17 protein-coding genes and 1 pseudogene are annotated in these 15,566 nt (G+C 45.9%); all 18 read right to left on the reverse strand.

The features are described from left to right. On the reverse strand, window positions 1–2,149 hold a 2,149-nt coding region (locus Q0314_RS07660; RefSeq protein ID WP_298057971.1), incomplete at its 3' end, for a hypothetical protein. Next, the gene (locus tag Q0314_RS07665; protein WP_298057973.1) at window positions 2,146–2,667 is read right to left on the reverse strand and encodes an outer membrane lipoprotein carrier protein LolA; all 522 of its coding nucleotides are present in this window, start codon (window positions 2,665–2,667) and stop codon (window positions 2,146–2,148) included. The genes Q0314_RS07660 and Q0314_RS07665, both read right to left, overlap by 4 nt. Next, complete coding sequence (locus tag Q0314_RS07670; RefSeq protein WP_298057975.1) at window positions 2,642–3,073, reverse strand: thioesterase family protein; 432 nt, start codon at window positions 3,071–3,073, stop codon at window positions 2,642–2,644. The genes Q0314_RS07665 and Q0314_RS07670 overlap by 26 nt, the downstream gene beginning before the upstream one ends. A gap of 1 nt (window position 3,074) precedes the next feature. Then, window positions 3,075–4,796 carry a glycosyltransferase family 2 protein gene (locus Q0314_RS07675; RefSeq protein WP_298057977.1) on the reverse strand — a complete coding sequence of 574 codons (1,722 nt, stop codon included), beginning with the start codon at window positions 4,794–4,796 and terminating at the stop codon, window positions 3,075–3,077. Continuing rightward, complete coding sequence (locus Q0314_RS07680; protein WP_298057979.1) at window positions 4,769–6,457, reverse strand: AMP-binding protein; 1,689 nt, start codon at window positions 6,455–6,457, stop codon at window positions 4,769–4,771. The genes Q0314_RS07675 and Q0314_RS07680 overlap by 28 nt, the downstream gene beginning before the upstream one ends. Then, entirely contained in the window at window positions 6,447–6,983 is a 537-nt protein-coding gene (locus Q0314_RS07685) for a DNA gyrase subunit B (protein ID WP_298057981.1), read from the reverse strand. The genes Q0314_RS07680 and Q0314_RS07685 overlap by 11 nt, the downstream gene beginning before the upstream one ends. Further along, window positions 6,967–7,218 (reverse strand): acyl carrier protein, encoded by a 252-nt coding sequence (locus tag Q0314_RS07690; RefSeq protein ID WP_298057982.1) that lies wholly within the window; start codon window positions 7,216–7,218, stop codon window positions 6,967–6,969. The genes Q0314_RS07685 and Q0314_RS07690 overlap by 17 nt, the downstream gene beginning before the upstream one ends. Next, window positions 7,215–7,478, reverse strand: coding sequence for a phosphopantetheine-binding protein (locus tag Q0314_RS07695; protein WP_298057984.1), 264 nt, complete (start codon window positions 7,476–7,478; stop codon window positions 7,215–7,217). Before Q0314_RS07695 ends, Q0314_RS07690 begins: the two co-directional genes overlap by 4 nt. Beyond that, complete coding sequence (locus tag Q0314_RS07700; RefSeq protein ID WP_298057985.1) at window positions 7,475–8,227, reverse strand: lysophospholipid acyltransferase family protein; 753 nt, start codon at window positions 8,225–8,227, stop codon at window positions 7,475–7,477. The genes Q0314_RS07695 and Q0314_RS07700 overlap by 4 nt, the downstream gene beginning before the upstream one ends. Next, complete coding sequence (locus Q0314_RS07705; RefSeq protein WP_298057987.1) at window positions 8,205–8,885, reverse strand: beta-ketoacyl synthase chain length factor; 681 nt, start codon at window positions 8,883–8,885, stop codon at window positions 8,205–8,207. Before Q0314_RS07705 ends, Q0314_RS07700 begins: the two co-directional genes overlap by 23 nt. A gap of 15 nt (window positions 8,886–8,900) precedes the next feature. After that, window positions 8,901–9,320, reverse strand: coding sequence for an excinuclease ABC subunit A (locus Q0314_RS07710; RefSeq protein ID WP_298057988.1), 420 nt, complete (start codon window positions 9,318–9,320; stop codon window positions 8,901–8,903). A gap of 9 nt (window positions 9,321–9,329) precedes the next feature. After that, a complete protein-coding gene (locus Q0314_RS07715) occupies window positions 9,330–9,782 on the reverse strand; it encodes a hypothetical protein (protein WP_298057989.1) in 453 nt (150 codons plus the stop codon). A 16-nt stretch (window positions 9,783–9,798) separates the two neighbouring features. Further along, window positions 9,799–11,040, reverse strand: a complete 1,242-nt coding sequence (locus Q0314_RS07720; RefSeq protein WP_298057991.1) for a beta-ketoacyl-ACP synthase — start codon at window positions 11,038–11,040, stop codon at window positions 9,799–9,801. Then, window positions 11,040–11,753: a 3-oxoacyl-ACP reductase FabG gene (gene fabG / locus Q0314_RS07725; RefSeq protein WP_298057992.1), complete on the reverse strand. Its 714-nt coding sequence runs from the start codon at window positions 11,751–11,753 to the stop codon at window positions 11,040–11,042. Before fabG ends, Q0314_RS07720 begins: the two co-directional genes overlap by 1 nt. Next, a complete protein-coding gene (locus Q0314_RS07730; RefSeq protein WP_298057994.1) occupies window positions 11,746–12,186 on the reverse strand; it encodes a thioester dehydrase in 441 nt (146 codons plus the stop codon). Before Q0314_RS07730 ends, fabG begins: the two co-directional genes overlap by 8 nt. Further along, window positions 12,183–13,349, reverse strand: coding sequence for a beta-ketoacyl synthase N-terminal-like domain-containing protein (locus Q0314_RS07735; RefSeq protein WP_298057995.1), 1,167 nt, complete (start codon window positions 13,347–13,349; stop codon window positions 12,183–12,185). Before Q0314_RS07735 ends, Q0314_RS07730 begins: the two co-directional genes overlap by 4 nt. Beyond that, on the reverse strand, window positions 13,336–13,731 hold the full coding sequence (locus Q0314_RS07740; RefSeq protein WP_298057997.1) for a hypothetical protein: 396 nt from the start codon (window positions 13,729–13,731) through the stop codon (window positions 13,336–13,338). The genes Q0314_RS07735 and Q0314_RS07740 overlap by 14 nt, the downstream gene beginning before the upstream one ends. 922 nt (window positions 13,732–14,653) lie before the next feature. Then, window positions 14,654–14,884: pseudogene (locus Q0314_RS07745) on the reverse strand (helix-hairpin-helix domain-containing protein); the annotation flags it as partial. Window positions 14,885–15,566: the final 682 nt, after the last annotated feature.

Genomic DNA, 15,566 nt, shown 5'->3' on the forward strand with positions numbered 1-15,566 from the left:
TAACTGCCGGCGTCTGGCTAAAACTAAGCGCGAAAAACGAGATAAAGCTCGTGATAAACGCGGCAAATATCCCAAAAACTCGCTCCTGCCGCGACAAGTCGTCGTTTAGCGCAAAAATGAGATAATCGATCCCGACCGCGCTTGCCAAAATGAGCCCGAAAATCGCAAAAATATTTACGTGGACGCCAAGCGCCGCAAAACCGCAAAGCACGGCTAGCACGCCAAGCGCGATGACGCTCATAACCAAAAGCGAGCGCGCCGCCCCGAAAAACGCCCACAAAAGCGCAAACGCAACCAAAAATGTACCGCCTTTTAGCGCCGCGGCCCAGGCCTTAGCCTCGGTCAAATTTTGATTTAGCGCGCCGACAAAATCCACGCTAAAAGCGCCGTTTGCCTTTAAAATTTTATCCGTTTTAGCGCCGCTTGCAAGCCCCTCGGCGTATACCGCAGTGCTGTTTGGGCTAGGCAAAAACCGCGTCAAATTTTTTGCCGCGTCAAATTTTAAAATCTCGCTAACGCCGATAGTTTGAGCGTTTGCGATCTTTTCTAGCTCGGATTTTACTAGCTCGCTAGGCAAACCAAACTGTGCGTAAATTTTAAATATTTCCTCGTCTTGCGCGGCCTCTTTAAAGATATTTTTTACGGTTTCCTGCTCGGCCAGACTTAGGATAAATTTAGAAACAGAAGCGTAATCTTTGACGAGATTTGCCTGCTTTAGCTCGCGCATTAGCCGCTTTTCGTCGCCGACCGGGTCACTGCCGCCCTTTAGCACGATGACGGAGTTTTGCGGCGCGGCGCCCGTTATCTCGCTGATCTTTTTAGACTGCTCCAGTAGCTGCGCGGGCGAGCTTGCGTAGTCTTTGATCTGCTCTGGCGCGCTTAAACTTTTAAAATTTAACGCCAAAATGAGGCCGCAAAGCGCAAATACTGCGAGGAAAATTTTTAAATTTACCGCTCCCGCCGCACGCTCGCAAACTCTCGCAAATTTATCAAAAAACCGCGAAAACAAGGCGCTTTGTGAAAACGTCGCGCCCTCAAATATAAAAGGCAAGCAAAAATATGTAAATAAAAACGCCCCGAGCAACGTAAATAGCGAAAATATCGCCGTTTGACGTAGTAGCTCTAGCGACGAAAAGGCAAAAACGCCGTATCCGCTCATCGTGATGCAAAGCCCGAGCAAGAAAATTTTAAGCATCGGACGCACGCTCGCGGCCGCCACCGGCGCGTTTTGATTTTTACCCAGCCAGTGCAGCGCAAAATCAAACATCAGCCCGACCAGGCTTGTGCCGATAACCACGACCATGACGCTAAGGCTCTCGTAGATCAAAAGCGAAGCCGCAAGCCCGCACGCAAAGCCGAAAATCGCGACGAAAACGACGCAAAAAATGCGCAAATTTTTAAACGCGAGTAGCAAAAAAATCGCGCAAAGACTAAGCGAAACCACGCTCATAACGGCACCTTCTTTGTCGCCGCCCGCTTTTCCGTAGGCTCCGTATAGCGCGCCGCAGCTAGCGTAAGCCTGCGCTCTGTCCTGCGCCGCGAGCTCGCGTACGCTTTCATAAAATTTGATCAAATTTCGCGGCTCGTAGCCAGGCTTTAGACGCGCTTTTACGAGGTAAAATTTACCGCCCTCATGCGCGGCTTCTAGCATCAAATTTGACAAATTTAGGCTGATTTTTGAGCCATCCAGGCTCATGTGCGAGCTCAAGGCAAAAAAATCATCCTTCGCGTTAAGCGGCTTAAAGGCGAATTGATTAAATAAATTTTGCGCACTTTGTCTGAAAAACTCGTTTTTGTCTTTTACTAAAAGCTCAAATGTTTGCTCGTTTAAAAGCGCGATTTTTAGGGCATTTAGCTGAGTTAGATAGGATGTTAAATTTACGTCCTGCTTTGCGCGGTACTCCTCAAAAACTCCGCTTTGCACGGCTAAATTTTCGCTTTTTTCTAAAAACTCGGGCGAATCTGAAGCTAGCAAAAACTCGCTAGAAGCGCTATCAAGCATCGATTTTAGCGCGGTTTGCTCAGTAGAGTTTTCAAATTTTACGAGAGAAAAGATATCCGCGTTTATCTTTTTCGCGTTTGTAAAACAAACGGCGAGCGCGGCCAAAAACGCCGCTAAAAAGATAAAAAAACGCGCGGATTTTTTCATTTTACGTTGTAAAAATCATTTACCGTTTTATCGCCGCTAACCTCGTTTAACACGATCTTGCGGACGAATTTATCGCCTCCTACTAAGATTCGCGTAAAGATTTGCTTTAGCAGCAGATTTTTTGGCGTCAGCTCGATCTTCCAGTTACCTTTATCGCCTGAGATTTTAAAGATAAATTCTTTCTCAAGCTCGGCCTTATCGAGCTTTATGATGGATAAAAAGAGCTTTTTATCAAAATTTTGATCGATTTTTATGAGCTGATTGCCGCTTTTTTGAAAGATCCCGCGCTCGTTTATGACGATGCTCACCGCAATCGGGCTTAGCGTGTCGTAGAGCAGCTCGCTTTGGCTGAGTTCAAATTTACCGTAGCTTTTAAACTCCACGTTAAAACCGCTCAAAAACTTCGTCTGAGCAAAATCGCCGCTGATGTTTTGCGTTTTGATTTGAGATTTTATCTCGTTAAAATCAAGCCCCATCAGGCTCGCAGCCAAACTAAAAATTATCGCTATTTTTTTCATTTATATACCTTTTTATTGCATTTTGTAACTCTTGCGGGATCTCAAAGCACGTCTGCATCGCGCGCATATCCACGGCCGCTTGCGAGCTAGAGCCCGTGCACAGCGTCTCGCCCGTTTTTGCGCTTTTTACGACGTAGCCGATCTTTAGAAAGCACTCGCACTCTTTTAGAGTCGCCTCCACCTCGATCTCATCGCCGAAAAACACGGGCTTAATATATTTTGCTTCGATTTTTACGATCGGGTAGGCGTAGCCGTCCGCCCTCATCGCCTCGTAGTCGTAGCCTATCTCCTCTAGCAGCGCGCATCTAGCCGTCTCAAAATACTTCACGTAGTTGCCGTGCCACACGACATTCATGCTGTCCACGTCGTAAAACTGCGCCTTTAGCGCGACTGATTTTGATATCATCTCATCTCCAAAAATCAAAAAAATTAAACCACTGCGCGGGCGTTTGCTTGCAGCGATTTTCTAGCTCGCGGACGTAAATTTGCAGATATTCGCGAGCTGCGGCGACCCTATCTCGCCCTAGCTTTACGGCACTTGCTAGCGGCACGAGCTCGATCCTAAATTTACCGTCTATCTTTTGACACCACAGCGAGCTTATCTTTACGCCTAAAATCCCCGCGATCAGGTACGGACCGTAGTTAAAGCTCGCTTCCTTGCCCAGAAATTTCACCCGCGCGGCCTTATCGCCGCCAAGAGGCGTTCTATCGCCCATTATGCCGATGTGCTGGCCGTTTTCGACGATATTTTTTAGCTCCAGCATTGCGGCAACGTCGAGCTCATTGACCAGCATCATGCGCACGCTGCCGTCGTTTTGGCTGATGCGCTTTAGCACTTCGTTAAACTCGCGCGAGTTTTTGTCGTAAACCAAAATCACCATCCTAAAGCCATCGACGCGCGCGCCCAAAGCCTTACAAATTTCGACGTTTCCAAGGTGCGCCGTGAGCAAAATTTGCCCCTTTTGCGCGCCGATTAGTTCGCTTTTTATACGCTCTAGGTCAATGATTTCTAGCTCGCTATCCTTGATCTTGCCTTTCCAGACTCTAAATTTATCGCAAATGGCTCCGCCAAACGCCTCAAAATGGCTAAAAACGCTCGTGTCTTTTAGCGTCTGCGCGCCCGCAAAAACGCTTAAATTTCGTCTAAACTCGGCGATATTTTTGCGCTCGTTTTTTGAAAATATATAATAAAACCAAACTACGATTTTAACGATAAGCTTTAGCGCAAACTCGGGCAAAATTTGCGACAAAAATAGGCTAAGTCTTAAAAAAAACGCCCCTCCTTTTTCCTGCTTTTCCCACCAGAGATTTTGCTCGGCGTTTTCCTGAGGTTCTACGGAAATTTGAGCGTTTGTCCCATTTTTTTCGCTCGAATTTAACCCGCACGCTCGCCAAATTTTACCCAGCGCAAATTTAGGCAGAGAAAAGAAGCATTTTGCGTGCATGAGGCTGATTAGCGCGTTATCGCGTAACATCTTAAAGTGCGAAACGCCGCCCTTTTCGTAGCGCACGTACGTATCTATCCAGCGCACGTCGATGCCCTGTCTTACGGCATTTACGAGGATCTCGATGTCAAATTCCATCCTATTTGTTTTGCTTTTTGCTGCCGCTTTTTTAAGCTGCTCTAAAGGATAGACGCGAAAGCCGCACATAGCGTCTTTGACGCCAAGACTTAGCGTATTTATCGCGACCCAAAAATTCGTGATCTTCCTGCCGTAAACGCGGGATTTTGGCGCATCCTCGCCGTAGATGGGATTTGCGCAGACGATACTTTGCGGGTGCGCCTGGCTCTGCCTCAAAAACTCGCCGATGAGCGCAGCGTCGTGCTGAAAATCGGCGTCGATTTGTAAAACGTGACTAAAACCGCGTTCCAGCGCAAATTTAAACCCGTCCTTCATCGCGATGCCCTTGCCGCCGTTTTGCTCGCGCGTGAGCAGCAAGATACCCTCCATTCGCTCAAGCTCTGCTAAAATTTGCTTGCTAGCCTCGTCCGAGCCATCATCCACGACGATAACTGGCAGCTCGTAGGCTTTTAGCGCGGCGATCAGGGCTTTGATATTTTGCGGGTGATTGTAAAATGGCACTAAAAACGCAAATTTATTCAAAGCGCAGCCCTGCCCGTCGAGCATTTTTCGCCGTTGCAAAACAGCTCAAAATAAAGCTTGTCGCCGCGTTTTTCAAAACAAATTCGAAGCAAATCGCCAGGTCTTACAAACTTCATAAATTTTAGATTTTCCACCGTATTAAGGCCGCTAACGTCGATACCCACGCCGCTAGCTAGCTCAAAGACGTAGTCAAGCTGCATGAATCCCGGCAGCAGCGGTAAATTTGGAAAATGGCTTTCAAAAATCTCAAGCCCTGCGTGCATGATAGCGCTAAATTCGTATTTTTGCGCGTAGTTTTCGAGCCGATCGCCACCCTCGTCAAATTTAGCGCAGACATCGTTTGCATTAACCGCGCCGCAGTTTAAACCGCTCGCTAAATTTTGGCCGTTTTTATAAATTTGATCGCCGCGAATTTCGCCTGCTTCATCTATCGCCCCTCCGATCCAAGCTGGCTTAGGGCTAGCAAACAGCGCGATTTCAAATTCGCTTTTTTCAAATTTACCCTGCTGATTTCGCGGCATTTTTTCTACTATTTTAAAGTATCGGACGCTGTTTTTAAACTCGAGCTTCAAAAGCTCTTTTAGCTCGGCTACCACGCCTTTTTTGCCGATTTTTCTAAATTTTTTAAGCCCCTCGCCGTTTAGCTCTAAAAGCGCGGCGATGCGTTTAAATTTCGGATGCGGCGCGCAGTAGCAGTCCGCGAGCAAGCCGCTTTCTAGCAGCTTTGCTTCGATGCTCTCTAGGCTCACGCGCTTGTCGTTTAGCTTGACGATGCGGTCTATCCTGCCCTGTAGCGCGAGGCGGCCCTCGTCGATGCTGGCCGCGTCGTTAGTCTGAAAAAACTCGCACCAAGGCGAGCTCACGTTTAGCGCGCCCCTATCGTCCAGCCCCGCGTCCACCGCGCCAAATAGCCTAAGCCCGCACCCATCGTCTTTAGCCACTATGCCCGTTTCCGTGCTGCCGTAGATCTCGATGATACGCGCGTCGCAGATTTGGCCCAGCTCGCCTCTTAGCTCCTTTTTTAGCGGCGAACCCGCACTTACGATCCCGCTTAAGCCTTTTAGCGCGCTTGCGGCGGGGCTTTGAGTTAGAGTCCTAAGTAGCACCGGACTAGTGATAAATACGTGATTTGCAAGCTCTAATCCCAAAATCGCCTCGGGGTAGTTTAGCTCGTCCGCGATGACGCGCGCGCCTAGCACCAGCGGTGAAAAGACCTTAAACGTTAGCCCAAACATGTGCCTATGCGAAACGCTCGAAAAAAAGGTATTTTGCTCGCTAAAATTTAGCTCGGCGACTAAATACTCGCTCTCTTTTATCATCTGCGCGAGCGTTTTTTCTATCATCTTGCTTTTGCCGCTTGAGCCTGAAGTTTGCAGGTAAAATTTAGCCTGCGGATCAAATTTAAGCCCCTTTGCGGACTCGTTTGCAAGAAAATTTAAAAAATTTTCGTCGTTTACGGCGGTCAAATTTGGCTCATAGATCGACTTTGCCAGCACGCAAGGCGCGGCGCCCGCCAAAAGCGAGCCGAAAAACGCGGCGTAAAATTTAAACGCGTCGTCAATGTAAATTTGCAGCTCTTTTATACCGTTTTTTTCCAAAAATGCGGCAAATCTAAGGCACGCGTCAAAGACGTCGCGAGAGTCGTCCGTAAATCTAAAATTTTTTAAATTTTCCTCAAAGCTCATTATTTTTTATAAATCTCTTTCTAAACAAAATTTCCCCGAAAAATAGCGCCCCCATCAGCGCGTAAGAAACCGCGCCGCTGTAAACGCTCCAGTAAAATTTATCTTCCATCAAGGCTAGCGCGAGCGAGAAGGCGGCATTAAAAACAAAAAACGTGCACCAAATTTTAGTCAAATTTCGCGTATAAATCACGCCTTTTTCGTCCAAATTTGGCTCTTTTAGCCTTGCGATTTTTGTGATGACGGCTTCGTTTTTTAAGCTAAAAGCAAAAAACGCCAAAAACGCCAAACTCACAAAAACAGGGTAAAGATACGCTAAAAATCCGCCTCTAAAAATCATACAAACTATGAAAAAAACGGCCGCCGCGATGCTAAGCCTCCTCTCAAAACCGCTTGAATACGCCGCGCGCGCTATCCACAGCGCAGCCAGCACCCAAACGACCCAAAAGGCAAAATTGCCCGCGAAAAATAGCGCGAACGGGTAGATGACGCTAACTACGCTTAGGACGATTTTAAGCTTGCTCGTCAAATTTTTTAGCCACCGCGTTTACGATGTCTTCGAGCGTTTTTACGTTTTTAAAATCTTCAGGCATCAATCGGTGGCCCGTTTTGCGCTTGATGTGATCTATAAGATCGATCGCGTCGATGCTATCTATCTGCAAATCCTCGTAAATGCGCGTTTGTGGCGTGATTTTGGCCTCCTCTATCTCAAAAAGCTGCACGAGCGCTGACTTTAAAATCTCAAAAATTTCTTCCTGCTTCATCGTTGTTTCCTATTTTCAAAGATGTATTGCGCGAGGCTTTTTACGCTGTAAAAAATCTCTTTTAAATTTGCCGTTTTAGAGTCCAGTACCAGGCCGTAGTTTTTTTGCACCGCAAGGCCAAGCTCTAGCGCATCGACGCTATCAAGACCTAGCCCTTCGTTAAAAAGCGGAGCGTTCTCGTCGATATCGCTTGGTTTCATATCCTCTAAATTTAAGCTCTTTATGATGAGCTCTTTTATCTCATCTACTAGTTCGTTCATTGTTTAAACTCCTTTGTATAATTTTCGCTGATAAAAGCGTGTAGCTCTCTAGCTCTGATCGGGTTTGGCCTATCCGCGCAAAACCCGTCCAAATTTAGCCTAAAAAGCTCTTTGAACTCGTATTTTATCATAACGCTCGGGGTTTTGTACCAAGGCTCGTTTTTTTTGAGGCTGGGCGGGTCCATTTTGATAGCAACGGCGACTAGCTGTTTTGCCGCATTTACCGCGATATAGGCGGCTGCTTTGTGAAAGACTATCTCGCCCGCCGTGCGCGTACCTTCTGGAAATATTATCAAGCTCTCGCCGCTCTTTAGTGCGTCCGCGCTTTTTTGCAAGAGCTCCTCGTTTGCGGTATTTAAGATATATCCGCATGATTTTATAGCCGGAGCTAAGAAAATATTTTTACCAAGGCTTGCCTTTACAACGCAGTTTGCATGGCGAATGAGCGCTATCAAAAAGACGACGTCTAAAAGCGAAGGGTGGTTTGCGATGATTATCTGCGAAGCGGTTCCAAGCTCGTAAGGAAAATTAATTTTAGTGCGCTGATAGCCGCAAATTTGCGTAGAAAATATAAAAAATCTCCAAGCCAAACGCACCAGATCGCGGCAAAAATAGCGGATAAATTTAAATTTATAAAGTCCAAGAAGCGCGACCGGGATAAAGATCAAATTTCCAAGCGCGCAAATGAGTCCAAATAGCGCAAAATTCGCCCCTACGATAAAAATTTTAAACCAGTGACGAGGGCTCATAATCCCACCGCCAAGCGGAGTTTTTATCCACGCTTTGCCAAGAGCATTTTTGCTTCGGATCAAAATTTTGCAGGAATTTAACGAGCAAATTTTCATCCGTTTTGCCGTCCGGTTCGCCTTGAGACAGGCTCAAATTTTCGCCCTCGCTAACTAGCAAACAAACCATGCATGAGGGCGCAAACTCAGCAAAATACTCCTGCGAAATGCTCTCATGATAGGCCAAAACTAGAGCGTTTTTGGCTCCGCTTTTTAGCATCAGATGCGCCTGCACTAAAGCGTACTCTAGCGGCGCGTATGCAGAAACGGCCGAGATCTCGCTGCTATTTTTAAAATTTATCGCTAAAAGCGAGGAAAGGGCGTTGTGTACCGAGAGCGAAAACGAGGTCGGCGATATGAGCTCGCCGTGAGCTAGCGTATTTTGTAGCTCAAAACAGCGATTTATCTCACCCTCATAAGAGCTAAAAACGATAGGCATATCAAGCGGCGCGATGTTTTTGGTTAGATCAAAGGCGCACTTTGCCGCGCGGCTAAGCCTGCGCCGCTCAAGCGGAGGCACGTGCGAGACGTCAAGCTCCCTCTCGTAAGCCACCAGCGTCGTGTCCTGCGCGCCGTTAAAAACTACCGCATCAAAAAAATCGAGTTTAAAATTTAGCCTCATTCGCCCCTCTCGCCGTTATTTTGCGATATCGCCTTTTAGCGTTACGCCCGCCATCAAAGCACCGGCTCCGCACTGAAACTGCGTTTTGGAGTCAAAAGCTTGTTTTTTGTAGTAGCCGGTTAAATTTACCACTTTCGAGCCGCCCTCTTGCACCGCGCGCTCTTGGAAAGTCTTTATCGCCGACAAAAATGCCCACTGGCATGCCTCTTTGTCGCTTTTATTGAAGGCGTTGGTTTTTTTGTTTGCCATTAGGCCGCTTTTGATGATGCCGCCTTTCGTACCAGAGCCGAAGCTTAGCTTGATGTTTGGATTTAGCACCTCTTTTGCCTTTGGCGAGCTTAGCGCCTCCTCGATCGAAAAGTGATGCACGTCGTCGCGCGCGCTCAAATTTAAAGCCAAGGCGCAAACGCCTGCTAAAACTAGTAATTTTTTCATTTTTTCTCCTTATTTCAAATTTGCTTTCAACGCCACCGCAGTCGCCATATTTCCGACTACGCATTGAAATTTATCCTTGCTATCTAGCAACTTATCCTTATAGTTTCCTTGTATGTTTACGACGCTACTTTTGCCCGCGTTTTTAGCCGCCGTTTGCAGATCGACCAAGACCTTAACGAATACGTATTCGCAAGACTCCTTGTAGTTATCCTCGCGCGGGTCTTTTACCGCGTCGCCGAAGCTATTTTCCTCTACCGCGCGGTATTTGTTGCTACGCCTTTGCGATTTTACGGGCTCTAGCTCCTCGTCCATCTGTTTAGAAAACTGCAAGCTTATATCTTTTAGCAGATATTTCTTTGCAAATTTAGACTCCAGCGCACTTGCGATATCGTGCTCGTAAAACTCGTCCTTCGCTGCCGAAAAAGAGCAAATCAAAAGCAAAACGGCTAAAATTCGTTTCATATTTTACCTTCAAATTTTAAATTCTTTTAAATATCAGCGACGTATTTACTCCGCCGAAAGCAAAGTTGTTGCTCATAACAAAGTCCGTATCTATCGCGGTTTGCTCGGTCAGGTAAAAAAGCGGCGCGCAACTAGGATCGACGCGGGTCAAATTTATCGTAGGGAAAAATCTTTTCTCCCGCATCATCATCACGCTAAATATCGCCTCCAAACCGCCGCAAGCTCCCAGCGTATGGCCGAGGTAGCTTTTTAGCGAGCTAATAGCGATCTTATCGCCGAAAAGCTCGTTTGTAGCGATACTCTCGGCGATGTCGCCTTGTTTAGTCGCCGTAGCGTGAGCATTTACGTAGCCGATCTTTTCGGGCGTTAAATTTGCGTCTTTTAAAGCTAAAACCATCGCGCCTTTCATCGTCGCGCTTTGCGGGCGCGTTACGTGCGAGCCGTCGCAGTTTGAGCCAAAGCCCACGACCTCGGCGTAAATTTTAGCCCCACGCTTTACGGCACTCTCTTCGCTCTCTAACAAAAGTATCCCCGCACCCTCGCCCAGCACTAGCCCGTCGCGCTCCTCGTCAAACGGAGTCGGCGAAATTTCAGGCGAGCCGTTTTTCACGCTAGTGGCGTAGAGCATGTCAAACACATATGCCTCGCTCGGGCACAGCTCCTCAGCGCCGCCTGCTAGCATCATGTCGATCTTGCCGCTTTTGATACTCTCGTAGGCGTATCCGATCGCGTGCGAACCGCTCGTACATGCCGATGACGTCGGGATGATGCGCCCTTTTAGCGAGTAAAAAAGCGCGATATTTGCCGCCGTGGTGTGAGGCATCATCTTGATGTATGTATTGGCATTGCACTCGTTTTCGCCGCGCTCGAGCAGTTTTGCCATCGCTAGTATCGACTCGGTGCTGCCCGTAGACGAACCGCACGCGACGCCTAGTCTGCCGTCCTGTACGCTAGGATCGAGGCTCGCGGCGTCTAAATTTTCGCCTCGCATGAGCCCCGCGTCTCTTAGCGCCAAGCCAGCCGCCTCTACGCTGTACATCGAGACAGTGCCCAGGCTTCTTAACTGCTTACGGTCCCACGAGCTAGGGCACTCATAGCCCTCTATAGGTGCGGCCAGGCGGGTATTTAGATCCTCATATCTATCCCACTGCCGCATATATCTCACGGCGTTTTTGCCAAGCTCAAATTTAGCCCTTATCTCCTCCCAGCTCTTACCAAAGGCGCTCACCATGCCCATGCCGGTTATAAAAACTCGCATCAGCAAAGCCCTCCGTTTACGCCGATAACCTGCCTAGTTATGTAGGCTGCGCCCTCGCTTAGTAAAAACTCGACTAAAGGCGCAACCTCGTCTGCTTTGCCCGCTCTTTTAGCTGGGATAGCCTTTAAAATCTCCTCGATCGGCAAGCCGCCGTCCGTCATATCGGTCTCGATGAGTCCGGGTGCGATGCAGTTTACGGTGATATTTCGCGAAGCTAGCTCGGCGGCTAGGGATTTTGCTGCGCCGATGAGACCAGCCTTGCTAGCTGCGTAGTTGCTCTGGCCGCGGTTGCCGATGACGCCTGAGACCGAGCTCATGACGACGATACGAGCGGGCTTTTTGGCGCGGATCATAGGCATGAGAGCGGGCTTTAGGACGTTATAAAAGCCGTTTAAATTCGTATCCACGACACTAAACCAATCCTCGTCCTCGATGCCGACGAAGGTGTTATCGCGCGTGATACCGGCGTTTATCACGACAGCGTAATAAGCTCCGTTTGCCTCTATATCGGCCTCGATCGCCACCCGTGCCGCCTGCGTATCTGCTACGTCAAATTTTAAAGCGCTCAAATTTAACTCGTTTTGTAAATTTAATAGCCGCTCGCTCTCGCTTTTGCCGTGCAGCACGACCTCGTATCCGGCCGCCGCCAGCCGTCTAGCCACCGCTTCGCCGATGCCACGACTTGAGCCCGTTATCAGCACTCTTTTACTCATCTAGTATCCTTTTTACGTATTCCTCGTCCGGGCTTAGCACGTTTAGCGTCGCGCGCGCTCCAAGCTCGCCGTTTACGTAAAGCTCGCAGTCGTAAACGCCAAAACCGCTTGCGTCTTGTATCGAGCAGGCGGCTTCGATGACGACTTCGTCTCCGACCTGTAAAAACGGCTTAAATATCTCAAATTTTCTACTGCCCAGCAAAAAACCCAGTCCAAATTTCATCCCTTTTAGTTCGCGCATCTTTGAGTCGTAGATACCCAGCGACTGCGCCATCATCTCGACGGTTTTGTGCATGGCGAATTTGCCGTTTGAAAGAAATTTATTATCCTCTTTTATCGCGCTTTTGGTTTTTATATGACCCTCTTCAAATTTAAGCACCTCGTCAATAAAAACGATTGCCGTACCGTGCGGGAGATAATCTTCTAGGCTCATTTTGCCCTCCCAAAAACGATCGCCGCGTTATCGCCGCCAAATGCAAACGACAGCGACATGGCCGAATTTACGACCGCTCTTTGGCCGAATTTTACCAAATTTATCCCCTCTATCTCATCATCGTAAACGCCGTCGTAAACGTGCGGCGGCAGCGCGGTTTCGCCCTTAGCGCAAAGCATGGCGCAAAGCGCGCTCTCGATGGCTCCTGCGGCTCCTAACGTGTGGCCGATCAGAGGTTTAACGGAGCTCGCAAAAACGCTCGGCATGAGCGAATGCACGATCTTTGCCTCGATCTTATCGTTTGCCTGCGTGCCGGTACCGTGTAAATTTATATAATCCACGCCGCTTAAATTTGCTGCCTGCAGCGCCTTTTGCACGCACTGCGTTTGCATCTGTCCGCTAAAATCGGGCTGCGTCATATGAAACGCGTCGCAGTTTGAGTGCTCGCCTGCGATAACTACGTTTGAAATTTCATCCCTGCTCGCCACGAAAAATGCCGCGCCTTCGCCGATATTTATACCGTCGCGATTTTTAGAAAACGGATTTGTCTCTCGCGCGCTTAGGATGCCCAGACTATCAAAACCGTTAATTGTGAGCGTATTTAGGCTATCCACGCCGCCGCAGATCACGGCATCGCAGATGCCCGACTCCAGCAGCCTTTTGGCCGTTATGATAGCCTTAACGCCCGACGTACAGGCGGTCGAGACGGAAAACGTAACCGAGCTAAGCTCGTAAAAATCGGCGATAAATTCGGACGGGTTGGCTAGAGAATTTCGGTTTATACCAAATTTTGAAGCGTCGAAAAAACCGGTCGCAGCAAAATCCTTAAACGTTTCGTAGTTTTCCTCCACGCCGCTAGTAGTCGTACCCACGACTATGCCGACGCGGTTTTTGCCGTATTTTTTGATAGCGTCTCGCACGTCTTTATCTATTTGTAAAAGCGCGCTTAAAACCAGAGCGTTCGTACGCGTTTGCAGGTGTTTTGGCGTATTTTGGCTAAATTTAGCCAGCTGCGTGCCGACTTTGCCAAGGATAAAGCTTTTATCCGCTCTAAAGCCTTCGCAAACACTCAAAAACCTCTTTTTGCCGCATAAATTTGCAAAATTTTCCTCTGCATCAGCTCCGGCTGCGCTGATGATGGCGGGCTTGCTAACGTATATCAAGAGCTCTTACCTTAAAATTTTCGTTTTTTACTGCTATGACGGCCTCTTTTTGATTTGATTTTACGATATTTAGCACTTTAATAAAAAGCTCGTTGTAGGCGCTATTTGGCGGTAAAAAGCCGATAGCTTCAAATTCGCCGTTTGGTCTCAAAACTCGCCTAGCTAGCGGAGTGCCCATGGAGTTTATCATCGTAAAATAATAATCCTCTTTTTCATGCGAAATATAGAGCAAATTTGAGCCGCTTTTGGAAATCACTTCAAACTCGCGTTTGTCGAAATTTACGATCTGCGGAACATCAAATTTAGCCTTTGCCGCGCATCCGCCGAGCACAAATGCCACCGCAAAAATAGATATAAAATTTAAAACCTTTTTAAACCGCACTCTTTGGTTGCCTTATTAAATTTTGTTTGTTTTAGAATAATGAACAGATTATATCTTTTTAACCTTTAAAAACAATGCTTGACGCAAAATTTGGTGCACAAGATATGTTTTTAACAAAATTTGCTGATTTTTTGTTTATAAATTTACCTTACAAAATTTTAGTTAAAAAAGTAGAAATCTAAATTTGATAACGATGTTTTGAAAATTTAGATATTTTGATTAAACACATAAACCCGCGCACAAAGCGCTGGTTTGCATTGCCAGTCATGACGCCATATTGGCATTTTAATATATTACCTTTACGACTACCTACGAGTAAATAGCACGTGATGAAATTTTGTTCACTATTGTTTACTAGCATTTGCCAATAGCAATTAGCTACTAATATCTTAAGTTATTTTGATATAGAATTAATTTTGGATTTTGTCGCAGTATAGATACCACAGCTTGAGCCGATTTGGTTAATTGGATGTAATTAGCAAGAGTATTTTGAGTAAACCCTTTCTGATCATTTATCAAAAAGGGTTTACTCAGCTTAATTTTGGGCTCAAATTTGAGCCGCAATAACATAGAATTATTCTGATTTTTTCTTTGTAGGTTTTTTAGATTCGACTTCCTTAACTCCGCTTTCTTCAACTTTTTTCTTTGAAGATTTTGCCTTAGTCTTAACGTCATCAATATCTTTTTCTATTTTATCTTCGCCGGATTTTACTTTATTTTTGATGTTTTTAGAAGCCTTTTCTTCTATGTCAGTTTTAGACTTATCCATATCTTTTACAGGCGCAGCTACTTTGTCTTCTACATCTTTTGTTTTTTTAGCGACTTCTTTTTTGCCCTGTTTTACTTTGTCGGTCACATCATTAACTTCTTTTGCCTTTTTGGATACTTTATCGCTTGTAGGTATTACGCTCGTGCCGCTCGTAGAGATATCGCCTTTTAAATTTTCAAAAGTCTTATCGCCGATACCGTTTACGTTTTTAATATCCTCTATGCTTTCAAATTTGTTTGTTTTTCTATATTCAATAATAGCATCTGCTTTTGCTGAACCAATGCCGTTTAAACTCATAAGCTCCTCTTTTGTAGCGGTATTTAAATTTATAGCGGCAAATACCATCGAAGCGCATGCCAACATTAACAACACAAATTTGTTCATAGTTTTTCCTTTTTAAAAAATTATTTCATATTCTACCAAAAAATAATTATAAGATTATTAAAAAATATTATTAATATAAACCAGTGCTGCAAATGTATTTAAGCAAATCAACTTCTAAATGAAAATCTAAAAATAAAGCTTAACGTTTAGTATAACTAAGAGTTACAAAAAAACGTGGTGTGAACAAAATACATTTTAATCCCACCATTTTCCCCTAAAAATACTTGAATAAAGTTTAATTATAGCTTGAGTACATTTTAAGGTACTTGACTTGAATTTTTCCTTACTTTAGTCTTTGGCTAGACACACTTATAGTACAAATGAGCTGCAGTATCAAGATTATTGCACTAGTTTACATGAATCAAGCCAGGCAAACCGCATATAGTTGCCCTTACTATCATTGTGCAAAATTTAAAGGCTTTATTGACTAGACGCCTGACAGTATTCTAATTTTTGTTTAAATCATTCTCGCACGCCAATTTAACCACTATAGAAACAGAAAAAACCTTAGTAAGGTTATTTAAAAACATAGTCTCATTACAAGCAATCAAGTTGCTTGAATTTATTCATTAAGTAAAACACAAATTTCTAAAGCCAAAAACCAACATTCCAGAACAAGTTATAAAGCCAAAAACAAATTTACAAAAACAGATAACATATCACAAGATAACCAAACCAAAGA

The sequence above is a fragment of the uncultured Campylobacter sp. genome, from assembly GCF_938040115.1.
Classification (GTDB): domain Bacteria; phylum Campylobacterota; class Campylobacteria; order Campylobacterales; family Campylobacteraceae; genus Campylobacter_A.